19 protein-coding genes and 1 pseudogene are annotated in these 25133 nt (G+C 38.7%); 18 read left to right on the top strand and 2 right to left on the bottom strand.

The window, feature by feature from the left end:
• The first annotated feature begins 136 nt into the window (after positions 1-136).
• The 10 genes from rpoE to IYQ91_RS06710 all read left to right on the top strand — a co-directional run bounded on the left by rpoE (position 137) and on the right by IYQ91_RS06710 (position 13530).
• On the top strand, positions 137-724 hold the full coding sequence (gene rpoE / locus IYQ91_RS06755; protein WP_003031757.1) for a DNA-directed RNA polymerase subunit delta: 588 nt from the start codon (positions 137-139) through the stop codon (positions 722-724).
• Between the two features lie 182 nt (positions 725-906).
• Entirely contained in the window at positions 907-2517 is a 1611-nt protein-coding gene (locus tag IYQ91_RS06750; protein WP_126467591.1) for a CTP synthase, read from the top strand.
• A 230-nt stretch (positions 2518-2747) separates the two neighbouring features.
• Positions 2748-3434 (top strand): B3/4 domain-containing protein, encoded by a 687-nt coding sequence (locus IYQ91_RS06745; protein WP_195673430.1) that lies wholly within the window; start codon positions 2748-2750, stop codon positions 3432-3434.
• A gap of 166 nt (positions 3435-3600) precedes the next feature.
• Positions 3601-5577: a peptide ABC transporter substrate-binding protein gene (locus IYQ91_RS06740; protein WP_195673429.1), complete on the top strand. Its 1977-nt coding sequence runs from the start codon at positions 3601-3603 to the stop codon at positions 5575-5577.
• Between the two features lie 197 nt (positions 5578-5774).
• Complete coding sequence (locus tag IYQ91_RS06735; RefSeq protein ID WP_195673428.1) at positions 5775-7754, top strand: peptide ABC transporter substrate-binding protein; 1980 nt, start codon at positions 5775-5777, stop codon at positions 7752-7754.
• A 376-nt stretch (positions 7755-8130) separates the two neighbouring features.
• Positions 8131-9627 (top strand): ABC transporter permease, encoded by a 1497-nt coding sequence (locus tag IYQ91_RS06730; protein ID WP_049507325.1) that lies wholly within the window; start codon positions 8131-8133, stop codon positions 9625-9627.
• Entirely contained in the window at positions 9627-10553 is a 927-nt protein-coding gene (gene oppC, locus IYQ91_RS06725; RefSeq protein ID WP_003026180.1) for an oligopeptide ABC transporter permease OppC, read from the top strand. The genes IYQ91_RS06730 and oppC overlap by 1 nt, the downstream gene beginning before the upstream one ends.
• A gap of 8 nt (positions 10554-10561) precedes the next feature.
• On the top strand, positions 10562-11629 hold the full coding sequence (locus IYQ91_RS06720) for an ABC transporter ATP-binding protein (protein WP_004224088.1): 1068 nt from the start codon (positions 10562-10564) through the stop codon (positions 11627-11629).
• A 10-nt stretch (positions 11630-11639) separates the two neighbouring features.
• A complete protein-coding gene (locus tag IYQ91_RS06715) occupies positions 11640-12563 on the top strand; it encodes an ATP-binding cassette domain-containing protein (protein ID WP_003026175.1) in 924 nt (307 codons plus the stop codon).
• Positions 12564-12705: 142 nt separating this feature from the next.
• On the top strand, positions 12706-13530 hold the full coding sequence (locus IYQ91_RS06710; protein WP_195673427.1) for a Cof-type HAD-IIB family hydrolase: 825 nt from the start codon (positions 12706-12708) through the stop codon (positions 13528-13530).
• A gap of 73 nt (positions 13531-13603) precedes the next feature.
• Here IYQ91_RS06710 and IYQ91_RS06705 read toward each other — a convergent pair whose 3' ends face one another.
• Together IYQ91_RS06705 and IYQ91_RS06700 are read right to left on the bottom strand one after the other, a co-directional pair.
• The gene (locus tag IYQ91_RS06705) at positions 13604-14569 is read right to left on the bottom strand and encodes a LacI family DNA-binding transcriptional regulator (protein ID WP_117644842.1); all 966 of its coding nucleotides are present in this window, start codon (positions 14567-14569) and stop codon (positions 13604-13606) included.
• Positions 14550-16007, bottom strand: a complete 1458-nt coding sequence (locus IYQ91_RS06700) for a sucrose-6-phosphate hydrolase (protein ID WP_195673426.1) — start codon at positions 16005-16007, stop codon at positions 14550-14552. The genes IYQ91_RS06705 and IYQ91_RS06700 overlap by 20 nt, the downstream gene beginning before the upstream one ends.
• 191 nt (positions 16008-16198) lie before the next feature.
• Here IYQ91_RS06700 and IYQ91_RS06695 point away from each other — a divergent pair, with 191 nt between their 5' ends.
• The 8 genes and pseudogenes from IYQ91_RS06695 to IYQ91_RS06660 all read left to right on the top strand — a co-directional run bounded on the left by IYQ91_RS06695 (position 16199) and on the right by IYQ91_RS06660 (position 25103).
• Positions 16199-18097, top strand: a complete 1899-nt coding sequence (locus tag IYQ91_RS06695) for a sucrose-specific PTS transporter subunit IIBC (protein ID WP_195673425.1) — start codon at positions 16199-16201, stop codon at positions 18095-18097.
• A 274-nt stretch (positions 18098-18371) separates the two neighbouring features.
• Positions 18372-19271, top strand: coding sequence for a fructokinase ScrK (scrK, locus tag IYQ91_RS06690; protein ID WP_003026165.1), 900 nt, complete (start codon positions 18372-18374; stop codon positions 19269-19271).
• A 67-nt stretch (positions 19272-19338) separates the two neighbouring features.
• On the top strand, positions 19339-19749 hold the full coding sequence (locus IYQ91_RS06685; RefSeq protein ID WP_195673424.1) for a peptide deformylase: 411 nt from the start codon (positions 19339-19341) through the stop codon (positions 19747-19749).
• Positions 19750-19905: 156 nt separating this feature from the next.
• Positions 19906-20364 carry a MarR family winged helix-turn-helix transcriptional regulator gene (locus IYQ91_RS06680; protein WP_003031754.1) on the top strand — a complete coding sequence of 153 codons (459 nt, stop codon included), beginning with the start codon at positions 19906-19908 and terminating at the stop codon, positions 20362-20364.
• Entirely contained in the window at positions 20357-22123 is a 1767-nt protein-coding gene (locus IYQ91_RS06675) for an ABC transporter ATP-binding protein (protein ID WP_084740527.1), read from the top strand. Before IYQ91_RS06680 ends, IYQ91_RS06675 begins: the two co-directional genes overlap by 8 nt.
• Positions 22113-23873, top strand: coding sequence for an ABC transporter ATP-binding protein (locus IYQ91_RS06670; RefSeq protein WP_195673423.1), 1761 nt, complete (start codon positions 22113-22115; stop codon positions 23871-23873). Before IYQ91_RS06675 ends, IYQ91_RS06670 begins: the two co-directional genes overlap by 11 nt.
• Before the next feature lie 345 nt (positions 23874-24218).
• A pseudogene (locus IYQ91_RS06665) lies at positions 24219-24344 on the top strand (PTS cellobiose transporter subunit IIC); the annotation flags it as partial.
• 33 nt (positions 24345-24377) lie between these two features.
• Positions 24378-25103, top strand: coding sequence for a GntR family transcriptional regulator (locus IYQ91_RS06660; RefSeq protein ID WP_084740534.1), 726 nt, complete (start codon positions 24378-24380; stop codon positions 25101-25103).
• Positions 25104-25133 lie beyond the last annotated feature (30 nt).

Raw genomic sequence — 25133 nt, 5'->3', positions numbered from 1 at the left:
TTTCTTGAATAGAGGATAAAATTCTTTTGACGAAAGAAGATTTTTATCGTACAATAAAAAGTAGCGAAAAATTCAATAAATTAAATATTTGAGAGCCAACAGGGCAGAAGCCCTCAGACTTAAAAGGAGATTGACTTTGGAATTAGAAGTATTTGCTGGACAAGAAAAAAGTGAACTTTCTATGATTGAAGTAGCGCGTGCTATCTTAGAAACACGTGGTCGCAATCATGAAATGTATTTTAATGATCTTGTCAATGAAATTCAAAATTACCTTGAAAAATCAAATAGTGATATTCGTGAAGCCTTGCCACTTTTTTATACAGAGCTAAATGTAGACGGCAGTTTCATTCCTCTTGGAGATAACAAATGGGGCTTGCGTTCATGGTATGCGATTGACGAGGTGGATGAAGAAATTATCACACTTGAAGAAGACGATGAAGAAACTCCGAAGAAACGGAAGAAGAAACGTGTGAACGCCTTTATGGACGGTGATGAAAATGCTATTGATTACAGTGATGATGATCCAGAGGATGAAGACTCATACGAAGCTGATCCTGCTCTAAGTTACGACGAGGACAATCCGGACGACGAGAAGAGTGAAGTTGAAGCGTATGATGCTGAAATCAATGAAATCGCACCTGATGATTTAGGTGAAGAAGTCGAACTCAATGAAGAGGACGAAGATTATTCTGACGATGAAGTAGATGGAGAAGATGAAGAATAGTCAAATTTAATGATGTATTCTTATTTTCTTATTTGACAAAAGTTTTATTCTGCGATATTATAATATCGGGCACTTCTTTTAAGAAGTCGAAGCTCCCTAGCTCTAGGGAGCTATTTTTGTTTTGCTATTCATGAACACGTCTTAAAAAGCAATGGACGTTGTATTTTAGATAAGGAGTATTTATGGCAACAAAATATATTTTTGTTACAGGTGGTGTAGTTAGTTCGATCGGTAAAGGGATTGTGGCAGCAAGTCTTGGTCGTCTCTTGAAAAACCGTGGCCTTAAGGTGACTATTCAAAAGTTTGACCCATATATCAATATTGACCCAGGAACGATGAGTCCTTACCAACACGGGGAAGTATTTGTGACGGACGACGGTGCAGAGACAGACTTGGATCTGGGGCACTATGAACGCTTTATTGATATTAACCTAAATAAATATTCAAATGTCACAACAGGTAAGATTTATAGTGAAGTTCTTCGCAAAGAACGTAAAGGTGAGTATCTTGGAGCAACTGTCCAGGTCATTCCACACATTACAGACGCTTTAAAAGAAAAGATTAAACGTGCTGCAACGACAACAGACTCTGATGTGATTATTACAGAAGTGGGAGGGACTGTTGGAGATATCGAAAGCTTGCCATTTTTAGAAGCGCTTCGTCAAATGAAGGCAGATGTCGGAGCAGACAATGTGATGTATATTCACACGACCTTGCTTCCTTATCTGAAAGCAGCTGGGGAAATGAAAACCAAACCAACTCAACACTCTGTAAAAGAATTGCGTGGTCTGGGTATTCAACCGAATATGCTGGTCATTCGCACTGAAAAGCCAGCAGGTCAAAATATTAAAAATAAATTAGCGCAATTTTGTGACGTAGCACCAGAAGCAGTGATTGAGTCGCTAGATGTGGAACATTTGTATCAAATTCCGCTGAATTTGCAAGCACAAAACATGGACCAAATCGTTTGTGATCACTTGAAGTTGGACGTGCCAGAAGCAGATATGACAGATTGGTCTGCTATGGTTGATAAAGTCATGAACTTGAAGAAACAAGTGAAAATTGCACTTGTTGGGAAATATGTGGAGTTGCCAGATGCGTATATCTCTGTTGTAGAAGCTCTCAAGCACTCCGGTTATGCCAATGATGCAGAAATCAAGCTGAATTGGGTCAATGCGAATGATGTCACAACGGAAAATGTCGCCGAATTGTTGAAAGATGCAGACGGGATTATTGTGCCAGGTGGATTTGGTCATCGCGGAACCGAAGGAAAGATTGCGACCATTCAATATGCGCGTGAAAATGATGTGCCAATGCTTGGAATTTGCCTTGGTATGCAGTTGACTTGTGTTGAGTTTGCTCGCCATGTGTTAGGATTTGAAGATGCTAATTCTTCAGAATTAAATCCTGATACGAAGCACCCTGTTATTGATTTGATGCGTGATCAGATTGATGTAGAAGACATGGGAGGTACGCTTCGCTTAGGACTGTATCCGTCTAAGTTGAAACGTGGTTCCAAAGCCGCTGCAGCTTATGACAATCAAGAAGTTGTGCAGCGTCGCCACCGCCACCGTTACGAATTTAACAATGAATTCCGTCAACAATTTGAAGACGCAGGATTTGTCTTCTCAGGAGTTTCACCTGATAATCGTCTGGTAGAAATTGTAGAAATTCCAGAAAATAAATTCTTTGTGGCGTGTCAATACCACCCAGAATTATCCAGCCGCCCTAATCGTCCAGAAGGACTTTATACGGCTTTTGTCACAGCTGCGGTTGAAAATAGTGAAAAATAATAGAATGGGACAGGCTTCCATGATTGGTATCACAATCTGGAGCCTATTCCAGTCTTTTTAATATCTTTTATAAATAGAAAGTCTTATCAGTATAACAAATTGGTGCAAGATTTTAAATGAAATCTACAACTAGATTGTCATAAAAAGCAGTGGTTTAGCAATAAAATAAGACTTTTTGCAAAGGATTTAATAGTTAATCAATTCCCTAAATTATTATTTGGAGGTAGACTATGATAAAATTTATACTTGATGAAAGTCTCGTAGCACTTGGAATTAAAAATGTGGTAATTGGCATTGCTAAAAATGTAGATCCACATACGCCTTTATCCGCTTCATTTTTGGAAAAGCAAAAAGAAATGGAAAAGTGGGTCTTGAAATGCAATGTGGATGAAGTGTCTGATGATGCAGTCATTCAAGGCTACAAAGATTTGTTGCAAAGTGTTGGTCGCAGTGTCAAGAAGAATCCTCCCACTGTTTTAGCGCTTATTCGGAATATTCGACATCGTGGTTCTATTCCGCATATTAATAGTATTATTGATATTTATAATGTTGAATCTTTACATTCTTTATTAGCCATCGGTGGGCATGATTTGGACAAAATAGCAGGGCAAATTGAATTTACGGTTAGTCAAAAAGAAGATGTGTTTCTACCGATTTTATCTACGGAAAAACACGTTTCACAGACTGATTATGTTTATCGTGATCAAAAAGGAATTTTAGCATGGCTAGATGTTCGTGACGGAGAAAACTATAAATTTGATGACGAGACAAAGAATGCCATTTTTATCATTCAAGGGAATGCTCATACATCTGTTGAAATGCGTTTAGAAGCACTGAAGCGCATTGAGAACGATTTAGCAGAATGTATGCCGAATCTGGATTTTGAAACGTATGTCATTCACCCAGAGAGGAAATAACCTAAAAAGCAATGTATCCATCAATAGGATACGAGAAGTGAGTCCGTTGTTTGAAAGCATTTCGGCTCACAGCAACGTTTTTTGTTGAAAGATTTGTTTTGAAAATTCTTTACTTTTTAGTAAGATATAGTATAATTAGAATATATCATACTTTTCGGAGGTAACTATGAAAAAAGGTAAAATCATCGCAGTTGCGGGGTTAGCTCTTTTAACTTCTGGCCTTTTAGCTGCTTGCTCGGGTTCGAAATCGAACTCAGCTGAAACAAAATTTGGTTATGTGTATTCTAGTGATCCAGAAACTTTGGATTATGTAACATCAGGAAAAGCAACCACTAGCGATCTTGTGACAAATGGAGTTGACGGATTGTTAGAAAATGACAAATATGGAAATCTTGTACCATCAATGGCTAAGTCATGGACTGTATCAAAAGATGGTTTAACCTATACTTATAAACTTCGTAAGGGTGCCAAATGGTACACATCAGAAGGGGAAGAATACGCAGAAGTTAAAGCGCAAGACTTTGTAACTGGTTTGAAACATGCTGCCGATAAAAAATCTGAGGCGCTTTATTTGGTTCAAAACTCAATTAAAGGTTTAGATGCTTACGTGAATGGTCAAACAAAAGACTTTTCAACGGTAGGTGTGAAAGCAGTTGATGATTATACTGTTCAGTATACATTGAACAAGCCAGAACCATATTGGAATTCTAAGACAACCTCTGCCATTATGTGGCCAATCAATGCCGAATTTTTGAAATCTAAAGGAAATAAATTTGGCCAATCAACAGACCCTAACTCAATCCTTTATAATGGACCATTCTTGATGAAAGCTATCACAGCAAAATCTGCGGTAGAATATGTTAAAAACAAACATTATTGGGATAAAGATAAAGTAAAAGTTGATAGCATTAAACTTGCTTACTATGATGGTCAAGACCAAGACTCATTGGCTCGTAATTTCAAAGATGGGGCATACTCATACGCACGCCTCTTCCCAACAAGTTCAAACTTTGCAACTTTTGAAAAACAATTCAAGGACAATATCTATACAGCAGAAGCAGGCTCTGGAACGGCTGCTTTAGCCCTTAATATTGACCGTCAATCTTACAACCATACGGCTAAGAAAACAGATGAAGAAAAAAATTCAACGAAAAAGGCATTGTTGAACAAAGACTTCCGTCAAGCTTTGAACTTTGCACTTGACCGCGACTCTTACGCTGCACAAGTCAATGGTAAAGAGGGCGCTGCCACAGCAATCCGTAACATGTTTGTACCATCAAATTTTGTTCAAGTTGGTGAAAAATCATTTAGTGATGTTGTAGAAGAAAAATTAGCAAGCTATGGCGATGACTGGAAGGGTGTCAAACTAGCTGATTCACAAAATGGCTTGTACAATCCAACAAAAGCAAAAGCAAAATTTGCAAAAGCAAAAGAAGCTTTGCAAGCTCAAGGTGTGAAATTCCCAATCCATTTAGATGTTCCTACTGTAGAAACTTCTAAGAACTATGTTGCTCGTATGCAATCTTTGAAACAGTCTGTTGAAAAAGTACTTGGTAAAGAAAATGTTGTCATGGACTTGAACATGATGTCAGAAGATGACTTTAACAACGTCACTTACTATGCTCCAAATGCAGCTGGAGAAGACTGGGATATCTCAGGCGCTGTTGGTTGGAATCCCGACTATCAAGATCCATCTACTTATCTTGACATTTTGAAATCAACAGCTTCTGATAATACGAAAACTTGGTTTGGATTTGACTCTGGTAGTGAAAATGCTGGTGCTAAAGCAGTTGGCTTGGACGAATATAATAAATTAGTCGATGAAGCAGGTGCAGAAACAACAGACATTGCAAAACGTTATGAAAAATATGCAGCAGCACAAGCTTGGTTAACAGACAGTTCACTTGTCTTACCAACAATGGCTTCAACAGGTGCCGGAACTTTTGTGTCACGCATTCAACCGTTCTCAGGTGCATTTGCGCAAACAGGTAGTAAAGGTAGCTCAACCTACTTCAAATACATTAAAGTCGGTAACGATACTGTCACTAAGAAAGACTATGAAGCAGCTAAGAAGAAATGGCAAAAAGAAAAAGCCGAGTCTAATAAAAAAGCTCAAGATGAATTAGCTGATCATGTAAAATAATACATTTATAAAAGCAGGTAAAACTCACTTAAAAGTGGGTTTCATCTGCTTTTTTCTATCTATAAAATTGTAAGATTAATATAATCCCTTTGATACTAGGTCTAAAAAAATATGTCATAAAATTTAGAAAATTCTATTTACTTTTTATATTTTGTGTGCTAGAATGTATAAAAATAATGATTTTGGGAGGAATATTCATGAAGAAAAGTAAAATCATTACCCTTGCAGCGCTAGCCTTGCTTGCAACAGGAATCCTAGCAGCTTGTTCTAGCTCTAAAACAAGCTCGGGGAACAAAACATTCTCATATATTTATGAGCAAGATCCAGATAACCTGAACTATTTGACAACTGGGAAAGCAGCTACTGCAAATCTTACCAGTAATGTCATTGACGGACTCTTGGAAAATGACCGTTACGGAAATCTAGTTCCTTCTGTAGCGAAGGATTGGACAGTCTCCAAGGATGGCTTGACTTATACTTATACACTTCGTAAGGGTGTGAAATGGTACACATCAGAGGGTGAAGAGTATGCAGAAGTTAAGGCACAAGACTTTGTGACAGGCTTAAAATATGCTGCGGATAATAAATCTGATGCTATTTACTTGGTGCAAGATTCTGTTAAAGGCTTGGATGCTTACATGAAGGGTGAAAATAAAGATTTCTCTTCTGTCGGTATCAAAGCAGTTGATGATTACACGGTTCAATACACGCTTAATCGACCAGAAAGCTTTTGGAATTCTAAAACAACAATGGGCGTTCTAGCACCAGTTAATGCAGAATTTTTGAAATCAAAAGGCAATAAATTTGCACAAGCAACAGACCCATCTAGTCTTCTTTATAATGGTCCATACTTGCTGAAATCTATCACAGCGAAATCGTCTGTTGAATTTGCTAAAAATCCAAACTACTGGGATAAGAAAAATGTGCACATTGACAACATCAAGCTGTCTTACTATGATGGTCAAGACCAAGACAAACTTGCTAAAGGATTTAGTGATGGCTCATTTACCAATGCTAAAGTATTTCCAACTAGCCCAAGTTATGCTTCTGTCAGCAAGAAATACAAAAACAACATCGTTTATACTCCACAAGATGCAACAACTTACTTAGTAGCTACAAATATTGATCGTCAATCTTACAATCACACTTCAAAGACAACAGATGCTCAAAAAACTTCTACTAAGAAAGCTTTGCTAAACAAGGATTTCCGTCAAGCGATTACCTTTGCATTTGACCGCACTGCTTATGCATCACAGGTGAATGGTAAAGACGGTGCGACGAAGATGCTCCGTAATCTCTTTGTACCACCAACGTTTGTTCAAACAGATGACAAGAGCTTTGGAGAATTGGTCAAAGAAAAATTGATTGGCTACGATGAAAGTTGGAAAGATGTCAACTTAAATGATGCGCAAGATGGTCTTTACAATCCAACTAAAGCTAAAGAAAAATTAGCGAAAGCGAAAGCAGCGCTTCAAGCAGACGGCGTTCAATTCCCAATCCACATTGATATGCCAGTTGACCAAACAGCAACTAATAAAGTTCAACGTGTGCAATCATTGAAACAATCTATTGAAAAAAATCTTGGGAAAGAAAATGTTGTGATTGATATTCAACAAATGTCTAAAGACGACGTGAATAATATCACTTACTTTGCCGAATCCGCAGCGGCAGAAGATTGGGATCTTTCTGATAATGTTGGTTGGAGTCCAGACTTCCAAGACCCATCTACCTATCTTGATGTTATCAAACCTTCAAGCGGTGAAAGCACTAAGACCTATCTAGGATTTGATGCAGGCACGAACAACGCTGCTGCAGCACAAGTTGGTATGAACGAATATGAAAAGTTGTTGAATGAAGCTGAAAAAGAAACCACTAATACGAATGCACGCTATGAAAAATATGCTGCAGCCCAAGCTTGGTTGACTGATAATGCTTTGGTTATTCCGACAACAACCTTGACTGGTCGTCCAATTCTTTCTCGCACAGTGCCATTTACTAATCCATTTGCTTGGTCAGGAAACAAAGGGAATAGTGAAATCATTCTATATAAGTATCTTGAACTCCAAGATGAGCCTGTGACTCAAAATCAATACAAGAAAGCAATGGAAAAATGGAATAAAAAGCGCACAGAATCTAATAAAAAGGCTCAAGAAGAACTTGCAGATCATGTTAAATAATTGAAAAAAATTAGATAAAATTTAACAGAAAAACAAAAAAAGTTCAATTATGATAAAAATATTCTGACAATTGATTTTACAATTAACCAGAATTGTGATATAATTTTAAACAATCAGTTTAAAAATTGAAGGTATTCTAAAATTGAAAATAGGTATTTGTCGTGACGCGTGGCATTTCTCTATCAGTTCCTTCGGTCTTGGCTGACAGGTTATGTTTAATAACTTAACCATAGTTATTAAAGTGGAATATCTGATGTGACTCATGCTGAATCATTAAAATACAAAAAGAATTAGCAGATCATGTAAAATAAACTTCTCATCCGAACTTTCTCTAACAGGAGGGAAAGTTCTTTTGGGATTTTAAAGGAAACGGTAAATGAAGAAATATATTTTTATGCGTATCTTACGCTCTTTAGTATCTATTTTCATGGTAACAACGCTGACTTACACCATTATCTATACCATGGTGCCTAGGAAGTTGATTTTCAAACAGGATCCAAACTATAACAAAATAGCGACAACTCCTGATAAAAAGACCAATTACGAAAATACGATTTTTGAGCGCATGGGTTACATTGACTACTATGATACGAAGGAATTGCAAGAAAAAGCTAGTAAAGAGAATTCCTCTGTAACAGTAGAACCTACTAATGCAAATAAAAAAATCTATGAAGCTTACATCAAAAAGCTGGGACGCGGTTGGAAATTGCAGCAATTTAAAGAAAGCAAGCAATTTTATGCAACTCGTGAAGTTCCAGTCTATGAACGCGTTCTTGGTTTCTATGGTAATTTGATTCAAATTGACCATACCGGTGCTGTGAAAGATGCTTCTAATCCGAATTTGAAGCGTTATATTCGCATTGAAAATGATCCTGCTATTGGTTGGTCTGTTGTTGGTTCTGGAACAAGACATAAATATTTATTATATTTCAATAGTCAGTTTCCATTTATTCACCAAAATTTTGTAAGATTAAATCTAGGAACTTCTTATCCGACCTATGCTAATCTTCCTGTTTTACAGGTTATTTCACAAGGGCAAGGTCAAACGAAAACATCAGAAGTTCAATTTCCAACAGGAAAGAAAACATCATCTGTTAATATTTATACACGTACATATAAGTCTCCAAAACAAGCCGATGCACGCGATGTTGCTAATTACGGAAAAGATGATCCTTATACGGCGACAGAGAGCAATTATCAATATCCATCTATGATTGTGAGCTCTTCTATTGTTGGGTTGATTGGTTTGGCCTTGTCATACTTAATCGCCGTTCCACTTGGATCTTACATGGCTCGCTTTAAGAATACATTGTTTGATAGTATTTCAACCGGTGCTTTGACTTTCTTAATGTCACTGCCAACTATTGCCTTGGTTTATATCATTCGGTTGATTGGCTCAGCAATTGGCTTGCCTGATTCATTCCCTATTTTGGGAGCAGGTGATTGGCGCTCTTATGTGCTGCCGGCAGTTATTCTTGGACTCTTGAGTGCGCCTTGGACAGCAGTGTGGATTCGCCGTTATATGATTGACTTGCAATCACAAGATTTTGTTCGTTTTGCACGTGCAAAAGGTCTTTCTGAAAAAGAAATTTCTAATAAACATATTTTCAAAAATGCCATGGTGCCACTTGTATCCAGCATTCCAAACTCAGTTATTGGGGTTATTACAGGTGCAACTTTGACTGAAACAGTCTTTGCTTTCCCTGGTATGGGTAAGATGTTGATTGACTCTGTTAAAGCTTCAAACAATTCTATGGTCGTTGGTCTTGTCTTTATCTTTACTTGTCTTTCTATCTTCGCTCTTCTATTGGGTGATATTCTGATGACAGTACTTGACCCACGTATTAAATTAACATCAAAAGGAGGTAAATAATGGCTACAATTGATAAGACTAAGTTCCAATTTGTCAAACGCGATGATTTTGCCTCTGAAACAATTGATGCTCCAGCCTATTCTTACTGGAAATCAGTTATGCGTCAGTTCCTAAAAAAGAAATCAACAGTTATCATGTTGGGAATTTTGGTCGCTATTATTTTGATGAGTTTCATTTATCCGATTTTCTCAGATTTTGACTTTAACGATGTCAGCAAGGTGAATGATTTCGGTGCGCGTTATATTAAACCAAACGGTCAATATTGGTTTGGTACAGATAGCAACGGGAAATCTCTTTTTGACGGAGTATGGTTTGGAGCTCGTAACTCCATCCTCATTTCTGTCATTGCAACCGTGATTAACTTAGTTATTGGTATTGTGATTGGTGGTATCTGGGGAATTTCAAAAACCGTTGACCGTATCATGATGGAAGTGTACAATATCATTTCTAACATCCCTTCTCTCTTGATTGTCATTGTCTTGACTTATTCAATTGGTGCTGGTTTCTGGAACTTGATTTTTGCTATGACCATCACAGGTTGGGTTGGGATTGCTTATACAATTCGTATTCAAATCATGCGTTATCGCGACTTGGAATATAACCTTGCCAGCCGAACTTTGGGTACGCCAACACTGAAAATCATTGTGAAAAATATCATGCCACAATTGGTTTCTGTTATTGTGACCACGGCTTCGCAACTGCTTCCAAGTTTCATTTCTTATGAAGCATTTCTATCGTTCTTTGGTTTAGGGCTTCCTGTCACAGTACCAAGTTTGGGACGGTTAATTTCAGATTATTCACAAAACGTGACAACAAATGCGTATCTTTTCTGGATTCCATTGACAACCTTGATTTTGGTTTCTCTTTCATTGTTCGTTGTCGGTCAAAACTTAGCGGACGCTAGTGATCCACGTACACATAGATAGGAGTAAATATGACACAAGAAAAAAATGTAATATTGACTGCTCGCGATATTGTCGTGGAATTTGACGTTCGTGATAAAGTCTTAACAGCCATTCGTGGTGTTTCGCTTGACCTTATCGAAGGTGAGGTTCTTGCACTTGTAGGAGAATCTGGTTCTGGTAAGTCTGTTTTGACAAAGACATTTACAGGAATGTTAGAGGAAAATGGTCGAGTTGCTCAAGGAACGATTGATTACCGCGGACAAGATTTGACAAAATTGAAGTCTAATAAAGATTGGGAACCTATACGCGGTGTTAAAATTGCGACAATCTTCCAAGATCCGATGACGAGTTTGGACCCTATTAACACAATTGGTAGCCAAATTACAGAAGTGATTATCAAGCATCAAAAGAAAACGCCAAAAGAAGCAAAAGAAATGGCTGTTGACTATATGAATAAGGTCGGCATTCCTGATGCTGAAAAGCGTTTTAATGAATACCCATTCCAATATTCAGGAGGAATGCGTCAACGGATTGTTATCGCTATTGCGCTTGCTTGTCGACCTGATATCCTTATCTGTGATGAACCAACGACAGCGCTTGACGTTACGATTCAGGCACAAATCATTGATTTGTTGAAATCTTTGCAACACGAGTATGAATTCACAACTATTTTTATCACCCACGACCTGGGAGTGGTAGCAAGTATTGCAGATAAGGTTGCGGTTATGTATGCTGGTGAAATCGTTGAATACGGAACAGTAGAAGAAGTCTTTTACGATCCACGTCATCCTTACACTTGGAGTTTGTTATCTAGTCTGCCTCAGTTGGCAGATGATAAGGGTGAGTTGTATTCAATTCCTGGAACGCCGCCATCTCTTTATTCACATTTACAAGGAGATGCATTTGCCTTGCGTTCAGATTATGCGATGGAAATTGATTTTGAGGAAAAACCGCCTCAAATCTATGTGTCAGATACGCATTGGGCAAAAACATGGTTGCTTCATGAAAATGCTCCAAAAGTGAATAAACCTGCTGTTATTGATGATTTGCACGAAAAAATTAGCTTAAAAATGGGCTTTGCCCATTTAGACGCCTAGGAGGAAGGAAATGCCTGAAAAATTAGTAGAAGTTAAAGATTTGGAAATTTCCTTCGGTGAGGGAAGCAAGAAATTTGTTGCTGTTAAAAATGCTAATTTCTTTATCAATAAAGGAGAAACGTTTTCACTTGTAGGAGAATCTGGTTCTGGTAAAACGACAATTGGTCGTGCGATTATTGGTTTAAATGATACGAGTCATGGAGAGATTTTCTTTGAAGGGAAAAAAATCAATGGCAAAAAATCAAAAGAAGAAGAGTCAGAAATCATTCGTAAAATTCAAATGATTTTCCAAGACCCTGCTGCTAGTTTGAATGAACGTGCGACAGTTGATTATATCATTTCGGAAGGCTTGTATAATTTCCATTTATTTAAAGATGAAGAAGAACGCAAGAAAAAAGTGAAAGATATTATTCATGAAGTTGGATTGTTATCAGAGCATTTAACACGTTACCCGCATGAATTTTCTGGTGGTCAACGTCAGCGGATTGGGATTGCCCGTGCGCTTGTTATGGAACCAGATTTTGTCATTGCAGATGAGCCGATTTCAGCTTTGGACGTGTCTGTGCGGGCACAAGTTTTAAACCTACTGAAAAAATTCCAAAAAGAATTAGGTTTGACTTATCTCTTTATTGCTCACGATTTATCGGTTGTACGCTTCATTTCAGATCGTATTGCGGTTATTTATAAGGGTGTGATTGTCGAAGTAGCTGAAACAGAAGAACTCTTTAACAATCCAATTCATCCTTATACTCAGTCTTTATTGTCAGCTGTGCCAATTCCAGATCCAATCTTGGAACGGAAGAAAGTGTTGAAAGTCTATGATGCTAATCAGCATGATTATTCAACGGATAAGCCAGAAATGGTCGAAATTCGTCCTGGACACTTTGTGTGGGCTAATAAAGCAGAAGTTGAAAAATATAAAAAAGAATTATAACATCATTCTTTGACTTTGAGAGAATTTTAAAAATCACTTTAGAGGTTATCTAGAGTGATTTTTGAATTCATGTTATCTTTTTCTGGACGATTCTATTTTAAACTGTACTATACTAGATATGATAGAAAAGAGGAGTAATGGAATGTATCAATTGATTGCGTTTGATATGGATGGAACACTTTTGACTAGTAAAAAAACGATTGCCAAAAGCAGCGTTGAAGCGATTGGGAGAGCTCAAGATGCTGGTAAACAAGTTGTACTTTCAACAGGACGCTCTTTGTCAGAACTGCTTCCTTATGGAGATGATTTGCGCGGGATTCGCTATGCTATTCTTGCAAGTGGTGCATTGATTTATGATTTGGAGGCTAAATGCGTTTTAGCTAAGCAAACCTTGCCTGCTATAGCAGTGGATAAGGTGAAGGCGATAGCAGAAGCTCAAGATTTGATGCTGGTTTGTATGATTGACGGACAAGGCTATCTTCAAAAATCACATTTTGAGAATATTGCTAACTATTATATGGAAATTTATACTGAACTTTATGATAAAACAGCTATCTTGGTGGATAATATTTACGATTTGTTAGCTAAGGAGAGAGAGCATTTTGACAAAATCAATATTTATCACTTTACGGCAAGGGATCGAGATCAATCGTATGAGGTTTTGTTATCTGAGGATATTGCCATGATAAAATCAGAAGTAAGTGGTCTTGAACTAACAGCGCGGGGTGTTGAAAAAGGGCAAGGTTTAGCTCACCTGGCTCAATATTTGCAACTCCCTATGGAACAGATTATTGCTGTTGGTGATGCAGATAACGATGAAAGCATGATTCGCGAAGCAGGTTTTGGTGTCGCTATGGGAAATGCCAATGAGAATATCAAAGGTTTGGCAGATATTATTGTGGCAGATAACGACCACGGTGGCTGTGCGCAGGCTATTGATGATGTGCTTCTGGCAGATAAAATATAAGAACAACGAATAAACACTAACCCCCACTTAAGATTTCTCAATACTTAAGCGGGGGGTTAACTATCTCACAGTATTAAATACTCTTTCCTGAAGAGAGGTGGACGGGAAGAAAGTAGCCGGTTGTCACAACTTCTTCACCAGCAATTTTTCGAAGCAACAAATCTACCAGTAAACAAGCTATATCTTTCAATGGTTGCTGTATAGTGGCTAGTTGGGGATAGTAGTTTTCTACAAAATAAGTTCCGTCGTAGCCAATGACTTTTAGCTCCTCTGGAATTTTGATTTCCAATTCTTGAGCGACTTTCATGATTAAAATGGCTGTCAGATCATCTGAAGCAAAAATGGCATCAGGTTTTCTATGTTTTAAAATATTTTTGATTTCCATTTCTTTGCGAATAGGAGAGAAGTCACTTGATACATTGATAATTGGTGCATCAGGTAGAATGGAAGCAAAACCTGCATGGCGGAGACCTGTCGGGGAGTTTGAATTATCATTTCCGGTAATCATAATGATATTTTGGGCACCGGATTTGACCAAGGTTTCTGCAGCCAAGACACCACCAGCATAGTTGTCCGAAGATACAACAGGAATGGAAGGGGATAAGTTGCGGTCAAAAGAGATAATGGGAGCTGTTACACGGTCATAATCAGAGATGCCTAAGTTGTGGCTACCTGAGATAATGCCATCCACTTGATTGGCTTCTAGCATCTCCAGATACTCTTTTTCCTTACTTGAATTGTGCTCGCTATTGCAGATGATTGTCTTGTAGCCTCTTTTGAATAACTCATGCTCTAATTTGTCAATGAGTTCGGCATAAAAAATGTGACTGATATTTGGGAAAATCAATCCAATCAGTTTAGCGGATTTTCCTTGTAAGCTACGAGCGAGATTATTGGGCTTGTATCCCAACTCGCGCATGGCCTCATTGACTTTTGTAATCGTTTTTTCTGAGAGGTAGCCTTTTTTGTTAATTACACGAGATACAGTGGTTGGGCTGACTCCAGCAATTTTTGCAACATCAGTTAACTTTGCGACCATAATCTAATTCATAGTAAGTTCCAGTTGGATTTCCCTCGCTGATAAAAATACCGTTTTGGTTTTCATGAGGGAAAACGCGACCTGAAAATACTTTTTCTCCTTTGTTAATAAAAATTTCAAAAACTGACTTATCAATGAAGATAGTAGCAGTTGTAGCTTGGTTTTCAATCGTACAACTACGAACAGTACCAAATTCAAGAGCGTATTGCTCACCGGCTTGACTACGGTCAACTGTTACTTGACCATTTTTGATGTCAAAGTAAATGCGTAACCCCTTATGCTCTTGATCTGCAAAGAGGACGATTTCAGCTTGTGAATCAGCTGTAAATTCTAGTTCTAATTCATAGCAGTTCGTTGTCTGCGCTTGATTAGCAAATGTTTGGCTATTATCTGTGCGCAAGGATGTGATAGCTGGGACAGGGTATTGATAGAGTCTACCGTCTTTTAGGGTTAATTCTTTGACCAAAGAGAATGTTCCTTGGTGGTCGAAACGGTCGGATGGATAGGCAATATCTGGTAATCCTAGCCAGCTGACAGCTAAGGCACGTCCGTCAGGAGCATTGAAAGCTTGAGTGGCGTAGCATTCAAATCCATAATCTAAATTTTGCAGAGGACTAGGTTCAATAATTGTTGCTTTCTTTGTGTCAAACGATTGACCTATTTTATACATATTTGGATAAATATTGTCATAAGGAGTGACTTTTTTTGATAAACCTTGAGGACAGTAGAGCAAAATTGGCTTATCATCAATAAAGACAAGATTTGGACATTCCATCATGTAGGCGGTGTTGTCATTTTCAAAGTCTAAATTACCGACTTCTTCCCAGTTTGTATAATCGTTGTCAACCGCTTTATAAAGCTTGATATAGCCTTTTTTGTCAAGGTTTTGTTCCCCAACAATGGCGTAAAATTGTCCGTGGTAGTTAAAAATCTGAGGATCACGGAAATGATCTGTAGTGTCCTGAGGCTGTTCAATCAAGACTTTGTTTAATTTTTGAATATGTCCGTCTTTGTCCAGCAAAGCGCCGATTTGGTAAGGGTGACGAACCCAATTCTCATCACGGACATTTCCAGTATAGAATAGGAAAAGTTTGTCGTCAAACTGCATGGCAGATCCAGAGTAAGCACCGTGACTGTCTAATGGGGTGTCTGGCAGAACACGAACACCGGTTTCTGTGAAGTGTACGAGGTCATCACTTTCCAGTTGTACCCAAGACTTGAGCCCATGAGTTGCACCAAATGGAAAATTTTGATAGAAGACAATCCATTTTCCATCAAAATAGGAGAAACCATTTGGGTCATTCAGGAGTCCCGTATCAGGCTCTACGTGGTAGGTAGCACGCCAAGGTGATGTAGCGATTTTATTTTTTATCTGTTGGATTTCGTTTTCAGTCCATTGATCATATCGTTTGTAACGTTGTTCAGTAGTCCAAGCCAATCTTTTGTCCTCCGAGATAATTTTCTTACTTATATAGTAAACGTTTTCTCTGAAAAAATCAACTTTTTAATAGAAAAAAATAAAATTTCTGCAAAACGCTTGACATATTTTGGAATCATGTTAAAATAATAGTCGTAGGAGCGATTAAATCGCTTTCATAAAAGTTAATTATTTTCAATAAGGAGATGCAAATGGAAAATAAGGACATTGCAAAAGCAGTCATTGAGGCCATTGGCGGACGTGACAATGTAAGTAGTGTTGCTCACTGTGCGACCCGTCTGCGTGTCATGGTCAAAGATGAAGCTAAGATTGATAAAGACAGAGTTGAGAATCTTGAAAAGGTTCAGGGAGCTTTCTTTAACTCAGGCCAATACCAAATTATCTTTGGTACTGGTACAGTGAATAAAATCTATGATGAAGTGGTAGCGCTTGGTTTGCCTACATCTTCAACTGGTGAGCAAAAAGCAGAAGCAGCTAAAAAGGGAAATTGGTTCCAACGTGCCGTTCGTACATTTGGTGACGTATTTGTGCCAATCCTGCCAGCAATCGTAGCAACAGGTCTCTTCATGGGGATTCGTGGTGCGATTAATAACGATACGATTCTTGGGTTATTTGGAACAACTTCAAAAGCCTTTGCTGCGTCAGACTTCTATACTTACACAGTTGTGTTGACAGATACAGCATTTGCCTTCTTCCCAGCTTTGATTTCTTGGTCAGCTTTCCGTGTATTCGGTGGGAATCCAGTGATCGGTATTGTACTTGGTTTGATGTTGGTAAATACCGCTCTTCCAAATGCTTGGGATGTAGCTTCTGGTGCTGCAAAGCCAATCATGTTCTTTGGTTTCATTCCAGTAGTTGGTTATCAAAACTCAGTATTGCCAGCCTTCTTCATTGGACTACTTGGTGCGAAACTTGAAAAATGGTTGCATAAGAAAATTCCAGATGTGCTTGATTTGCTTGTTGTGCCATTCTTGACCTTCCTTGTGATGTCAGTTCTTGGACTCTTTGTCATTGGTCCAATCTTCCACTCACTTGAAAATGTCATTCTTGCTGCGACAAAAGCTATTCTTGCCTTACCGTTTGGCTTAGCTGGTCTCATCCTTGGTGGTGTGCATCAGCTTATCGTGGTAACTGGTGTTCACCATATCTTCAACTTACTAGAAGCACAATTGATTGCAAATGAAGGAAAAGATGCCTTTAATGCAATCATCACAGCTGCTATGACTGCCCAAGCGGGTGCAACTCTTGCAGTTGGTGTAAAAACAAAATCTAAAAAACTAAAAGCTCTTGCCTTCCCGGCTGCTCTCTCTGCAGGTCTTGGAATTACTGAGCCGGCTATTTTCGGGGTGAACTTACGTTATGGTAAACCATTTGTACTTGGTCTTGTTGCCGGTGCTGCTGGTGGTTGGTTAGCTTCTATTCTTGGACTTGCTGGTACTGGATTTGGTATTACCATTATCCCAGGTACACTGCTCTATCTGAATGGGCAAGTTCTTCAATATATCTTCATGGTACTTGTAACTACTGGTCTTGGATTTGGTTTGACTTACGCATTTGGTTACAAAGATGCTGAAGAAGAAGTGACTGAAGCAAAAGAAGTAGTAGAAGCTAATGAAGCAGCTGCGCCAGTCCTTTCTGATGAAACAATCGTTTCTCCAATCGTTGGTCAAATGGTTGACTTGAAAGATGTCAATGATCCAGTATTCTCTAGCGGTGCTATGGGACAAGGCGTTGCGGTGAAACCTAGTGAAGGTGTTGTGTATGCTCCTGCGGATGCAGAAGTGACAATCGCATTTGCAACTGGTCACGCTTACGGCTTGAAAACGGCAAATGGTGCTGAAATTTTGATTCACGTAGGTATTGACACAGTTTCTATGAACGGTGACGGATTTGATCAAAAAGTTGCTCAAGGTGATAAGGTGAAAGCTGGCGATGTTCTTGGTACATTTGATGCTGCGAAAATTGCAGCCGCTGGTCTTGATGACACAACTATGGTGATTATTACCAACACAGCTGATTATGCTTCTGTTACTCCTGTTGCAGAGGGTACAGTAGCGAAAGGCGATGCTGTGATTGAGCTAAAAGCCTAACCGTATAATGTGATAAGAGGTTGAGCAAAAAGGTTCAGCTTCTTCACTTTTGGTTAACAAAACACATTGACGTAGCGGTTGATTGTTTTCTTTGCTCGCTTCATGTCTCAAAGTTGTCAATCAACTGTGCGGGGTGGGAAACGAACTCTTTCCAGTTCTTTCCCACTCCCTTTTCTTTGAAAAAGAGAAGAAAAAGTAAGATTTTTACTCAGAAGTCATACGATGATATGCTATAATGAATAGAGAAGAAAACAAAATAAAAAGAGGTTTTGAAATGACAAAATTGTATGGAAGCCTAGAAGCTGGTGGTACAAAATTTGTGTGTGCGGTTGGAGATGAAAACTTTGAAGTAATTGAAAAAACACAATTTCCAACGACCACACCGATTGAAACGTTGGATAAGACGATTGCATTTTTCTCTCGTTTTGAGAATTTAGCCGGTCTTGCAGTTGGTTCTTTTGGACCGATTGATATTGACCCTAATTCAAAAACGTATGGTTTTATTACAACGACACCTAAACCACACTGGGCAAATGTCGATATTGTCGGTGCTTTGCGACGTGCTTTAAATGTACCGATTTACTTTACGACAGATGTTAATAGCTCTGCTTATGGTGAAGTAGTGGCGCGAAATAATGCAGGCGGACGAATTGAAAATTTGGTCTATTATACTATTGGAACGGGAATTGGTGCTGGCGCCATTCAACGTGGTGAATTTGTTGGTGGGACGGGTCATCCAGAAATGGGACATTACTACGTTGCAAAACACCCAATGGATGTAGAAAAAGAATTTAATGGGGTGTGTCCTTTCCATAATGGCTGTTTAGAAGGGCTGGCTGCTGGACCTAGTTTAGAGGCCCGGACAGGCATTCGAGGTGAAAATATTGAACTAAACAGCTCTGTTTGGGATATTCAAGCCTATTATATTGCGCAAGCAGCAATTCAAGCGACAGTGACTTTTCGACCAGATGTGATTGTCTTTGGTGGAGGTGTTATGGCGCAACAGCACATGTTGGATCGCGTTCGTGAAAAGTTCACAGTTTTGTTGAATGGTTATTTGCCTGTTCCAGATGTACGTGATTACATTGTAACGCCAGCGGTTGCAGGAAATGGGTCAGCGACACTTGGAAACTTTGTCTTAGCTAAAAAAGTCAGCGAAAAAAACAAAGGATAATTGAGTAATTGAGAGCAAGTGAGTGAATATTGAATAAGCTTGCTCTTTTTTTGATATAAGGAAGAAAATGATTAAACCAATTGTAAAAGATATGTTGGTTTTGCAGCAGAAAGCACAACCAGCAAGCAAAGAAGATGTCGGAATTGGGCAAGATTTGTTCGATACCTTAAGAGCGAACAAAGATAAGTGTGTCGGAATGGCAGCCAATATGATTGGAGTGCAGAAGCAGGTCATTATTTTTATGTATGGTATGGTGCCTGTTATCATGTTCAATCCTATTTTGAAAAGGAAGTCATCTCCTTACCGAGCGGAAGAGTCCTGTTTATCACTTGCGGGGAGTCGCTTGACAACTCGTTATAAGGAAATTACAGTTGAATATTTGGATCAACATTGGCGAAAGCAAACGCTGACTTTGAAAGATTTTCCTGCACAAATCTGCCAGCATGAATTGGATCATTTGGAGGGGATTTTGATTTAATGACCTGAAAACTCAGCTTTTATAGTACTGGGTTTTTAATTGGTCAAAAAATAGTTCTCATAGGAACTTTTTTCTTGACATTCGTTTAAATTATAGTAAAATAGTTCTCATGGAAACCAATTGGTTCTCTAGAGAACTATTTGAAAGGAAGTCAAAATGGAAAAACCATTATTGGAATTCAAGCGATTTGGACGAAAAACACATCTAATGATTCAAAAAATTGCCAAAGAGCGAGGAATTGAATTTATGGCGGGTCCGCAGGGGCAGGTATTGCATTTTGTGAATCACCGCGAAGACTGTGATAAGATGACCTTTATTAAAGATATTGAGCAGGAGTTGGGCATTACTAAGTCCGTTGCCAGTAATTTAATGAAGCGAATGGTGAAGAATGGCTTGATTTATCTGGAAGTAAGTGAGACCGATAAACGCGCTAAGATTATTCGTTTAACGCCGGAATCAAAGGAGCGCATGAATAAAATTCGTGATTTTTTTGATGAAATGGATCGTTGCCTATTGACAGATATTTCAGAAGAAGATTTGGTTACTTTTTTTCAAGTGATGGGAAAATTTTACCAGAATATTGAAAAATTAGAAAAAGGAGAAGCGAATGTTTAAATTGTTTAAACGTTTAACTGTCAAAGAAGTAGGGATGATTGTCATCAGCATCTTGTTTACTTGTTTAACAGTTTATTTAGAATTAGAGGTTCCAACTTATATTTCAAAAATTACGGAACTCCTCCAAACGAGGGGGACAGTAGTTTCTGATTTGTGGGATCCAGGTTTGAAAATGATTGGGCTGTCTTTTGCGAGCTTTCTTAGTGCTGTGACAGTTGGCTTTATTGCGGCTAGATTGGCGGCTAGCTTTACAACGAGTTTGCGGTCAGATATTTTCAATCGTGTGCTGGATTATTCAGACGCTGAGATTAAGCGATTCTCTATTCCGAGTCTTTTGACGCGGACAACCAACGATCTTACGCAAATTCAGCTCATGATTACCATGGGCTTGCAAGTTGTGACGCGTGGGCCAATCATGGCGATTTGGGCGATTACGAAAATCATTGGGAAATCAGAATACTGGCTCTGGGCGGTTATTGTGGCGGTTATTGTGAATATTATCATGACAACAGTTCTGATGACGTTGGCCTTTCCAAAGCAATCTGTTATTCAACGGTTGACTGATAAGTTAAATAGTATTACGCGTGAAAGTCTAACAGGGATTCGTGTTGTTCGGGCTTATAACGCTGAAGACTATCAAGATGACAAGTTTGCAGGAGCTAATGATGAAGTGACTCGTTTGAATCTCTTTGTCAGTCGTCTCATGGCGATTTTAAATCCAATTATGATGGGGATTTCGAGCGGCTTGACTTTGGCGATTTATTGGATTGGGGCTTACTTGATTCAAGACGCAGCCTTACCAGAACGTTTGCCAATTTTTAGTGATATGGTCGTCTTTATGTCTTATGCCATGCAAGTGGTGATAGGCTTCATGCTTATGGGGGCTCTTTTTATCATTCTACCTCGTACCTTGGTGTCTGCCGGACGGATCAATGAAGTGCTTGATTTATATTCAACGATTGAGTCTCCAACAGAGCCAAAAATAGCGAAAGATGTCAAAGGGGAAGTGGTATTTGACAATGTGTCTTTCCGCTATGCTAAAAATTCTGAGGCTGTTATCGAACATGTTAGCTTTACAGCTAAAGCAGGTGAAACCGTAGCTTTCATTGGATCAACCGGTTCTGGGAAATCCACTTTAATCAGCTTAATTCCTCGTTTCTATGATGTGACAGAAGGAAGAATTTTAGTGGATGGAGTAAACGTCAAAGATTATCAGCTGGAAGATTTGCATAATAAAGTTGGCTACATTCCACAAAAAGCTGTCCTCTTCTCTGGTGATATCAAGAGTAATTTAGACTTTGGGCAAAGCAATGAAAGCCCATTGGATGACGAAAAAATGTGGGCTGCACTTGATTTGGCACAGGCTAAATCATTTGTTGAAGAAAAAGAAGACGGTTTGCAATCTGAAGTTGCACAAAGCGGTACGAATTTCTCTGGTGGGCAAAAGCAACGTTTGGCGATTGCGCGTGCGCTTGCTCGCAAGCCTGAAATTTTGATTTTTGATGATTCGTTTTCAGCGCTGGACTATAAGACAGACCGCATTTTGCGGGAAGAATTAGCGAAAAAAGTGAAGGACACAACGAGATTGATTGTGGCGCAGCGGATTTCAACGATTATGGATGCCGATCAGATTTTGGTACTGGATAAAGGAAAAGTAGTCGGTCAGGGTACTCATAAAGAATTGCTGGCAACGAACGCAGTTTATCAAGAAATTGCTTACTCACAATTATCGAAGGAGGAATTGGAAAATGGAAAATAAAAAATCGTCTTTATTTAGCCAAGTGAAACCTTATCTCAAAGGTTTTCAGCTTCCATTGCTCATTGCATTTGTAGGAGCGGCAGTGTCTAGTATTATTACAGTTTATGGACCGGACAAATTAAAAGAAATTACCAACCTTATCACAGAGGGGATGCGAAGTCAGATTGATTTGAAATCAATCTCCAACATTGCTCTTTTCTTAGCGATTTTGTACGCAGCAGGTGCTTTGTTAAATTACGTTCAATCTTTTATCATTTCATCTGTTATTCAGCATTTCTCCAAACGCTTGCGGACAGCTATTGCTGAAAAAATCAATAAATTGCCTCTACGCTATTTTGACAGCCATTCCCAAGGGGACACTCTTTCACGGGTCACAAATGACGTGGATACTGTTGGGCAATCTTTGAACCAAAGTTTAGGAACGGTGATTTCATCAAGTTTACTGCTTATTGCGGTTCTCTTTATGATGTTTTACAATAATGTGGTCTTGTCCTTTGTGACGATTGGATCAGTCTTGATTGGCTTTGTCTTTGTTGCTTTGATTATGGGAAAATCTCAACGATTCTTCCGAGCACAACAAGAAAATCTTGCCAGCGTCAATGGCTATGTGGAAGAAATGTACTCTGGGCATAATGTCATTGTCAGCTACAATGCCACAGACGAATCCAAAGTAGCCTTTCAAACACTTAATACTAACCTTTACAACAGTATGTGGAAATCACAATTCATTTCAGGGATTATGATGCCGCTTATGATGTTTGTAGGGAACTTCGGTTACGTTATGGTTGTTTTGGTTGGGGCGAGCATGGCTTTGAATGGCGATGTCACTATGGGAACGATTGTTGCCTTTATGGTATATGTACGGATTTTCTCTCAACCGTTGTCACAAATTGCACAAGGGATTACTACTCTTCAACAAGCTAGCGCTGCTATGGGACGCGTATTTGAATTTTTAGCAGAGCCTGAAATGGAAAATGATGAGCATAAAGCGCAACAACTCACGACCCTAAAAGGAGATGTTACCTTTGATAAGGTATTCTTTAGTTATAATCCAGATCGAACGATTATTCATGATTTTTCTGCCAAGGCCAAAGCAGGGCAAAAGATCGCCATTGTCGGTCCGACCGGTGCTGGGAAGACGACCATTGTCAACTTGCTCATGAAATTTTATGAGATTGAGAAAGGGCGGATTACGATTGATGGCATTGATACCAAGCAAATGAAACGTTCTGAGGTACACGATGCCTTCTCCATGGTTCTCCAAGACACCTGGTTATTTGAGGGAACGATTAAGGAAAATTTGATTTACAATCAGAAAAATATTTCTGATGAAGCAGTTGTGGCAGCTGCCAAAGCTGTTGGGGTTCATCACTTCATCAAGACTTTGCCAAAAGGATATGATACGGTGCTGGACGATACTGTGAGTCTCTCTGTTGGGCAAAAGCAATTGCTGACCATTGCGCGTGCCCTTCTTAAAGATGCTCCATTACTTATCTTGGACGAAGCGACTTCATCTGTTGATACACGGACGGAAGAGCTGATTCAAAAAGCGATGGATAAACTAATGGAAGGACGGACTTCCTTTGTCATTGCTCACCGTTTGTCAACGATTCGTAATGCTGACTTAATTTTGGTTATGCGAGATGGCAATATCATTGAACAAGGCAATCATGAACAATTGATGGAACAAAACGGCTTCTATGCTGATCTTTACAATAGTCAATTCGATGAAGACGCAGAGTATGCGTAAGTTGAATTGAAGATAGTAAGTAAGACAGAAATTCTTCTTAGTCAAAATGATCTGAGAAGAGTTTCTGTTTTTTTGACTGTTGATTTACTTTTTTTGTTAGAAAAGAAATAGTTGAACTCAAACTCCCCAAGGTATCAGAATCCTTGGGGAGTTTTGCTAAATTCAATCTTCAAAACCATTTTTGTCAGACAGTTCTTTAAAGAAATGACCTGTATTTTCTCCTTTATAAAAAATTCTATATTATAATATTATAATTCTATATTTTTGGTAAAAAGCCAACCTTTTATTCGAAAAAGTATAGACATTTGTTTTAAAATATAGTATAGTTAGAGTATCAAGGAAAAAAGTGGTATGATGGCAACTAATTCCATTTTAGGTGGTGTCCTTCAGTTAGTGGATATGGTGATTGTTGGATTTATCTGGTATCCATTCCTTCGTATGCTGGACAAACAACCTGATTCTGTATTATAATGAGATGAATGACAGATTTGCAGGAGCTATCATATGCCTAAATACGAAGAAATAGCGAATATACTTCGAGATAGAATCGCAAATGGAGTCTACCCAGTAGACTCCATGTTGCCTATTCAGTCTGAATTATCAAAAGAGTTCGGTGTTAGCCGAATGACTATAAAAAAAGCTGTTGAGATTCTAACCATTGAGGGATTGATTTTTTCCAAACAAGGAAATGGGACGAGAGTGTTAAATTCATCCTTTTGGGATAAAGAAGATTCAAAATTTCGCTTGAATAACTACAATGGCTTGAGTCAAGGTTTAAAAAATGATGAGCGAAAATTAACGAGCCAGATTATTCAATTTGCAGTTGAATTTCCAGAAGCTGAGATTGCAGAGCGCCTGCAAGTGGAAATGACAGTACCGGTTTATAAAATTATACGATTGCGTCTGCTTGATGACCAACCTTATGTGTTGGAGCACACGTATATGCCGTGTGACTTGGTGCCAGGGTTGGATGAGAGCATTTTGCTTCAGTCTATCTATGCTTATTTATGGGATGAATTAAACTTAAAATTTGCCGGAAGTTATCGCCATATCACAGCTGAAAAGCCAGATGAATATGACCAAAACTATTTGGCTTGCCAAGAGACAGATCCGATTTTGCAGGTGGAGCAAGTTGTTTATCTGGAAACTGGACGTCCGATTGAGTATTCGAAAAGCCGCAATCGCTTTGACACGAGAGGGTATTCTCTTTTAGATGTTAAAAATATTTAAGTCATTTGTGCAATATTAAAGGAGGAAATG

The organism is Streptococcus sp. HF-2466 (genome assembly GCF_015594645.1).
In the GTDB taxonomy this organism is placed as follows: Bacteria; Bacillota; Bacilli; order Lactobacillales; family Streptococcaceae; genus Streptococcus; species Streptococcus anginosus.
This window is presented reverse-complemented; position numbering and strand designations above follow the sequence as displayed.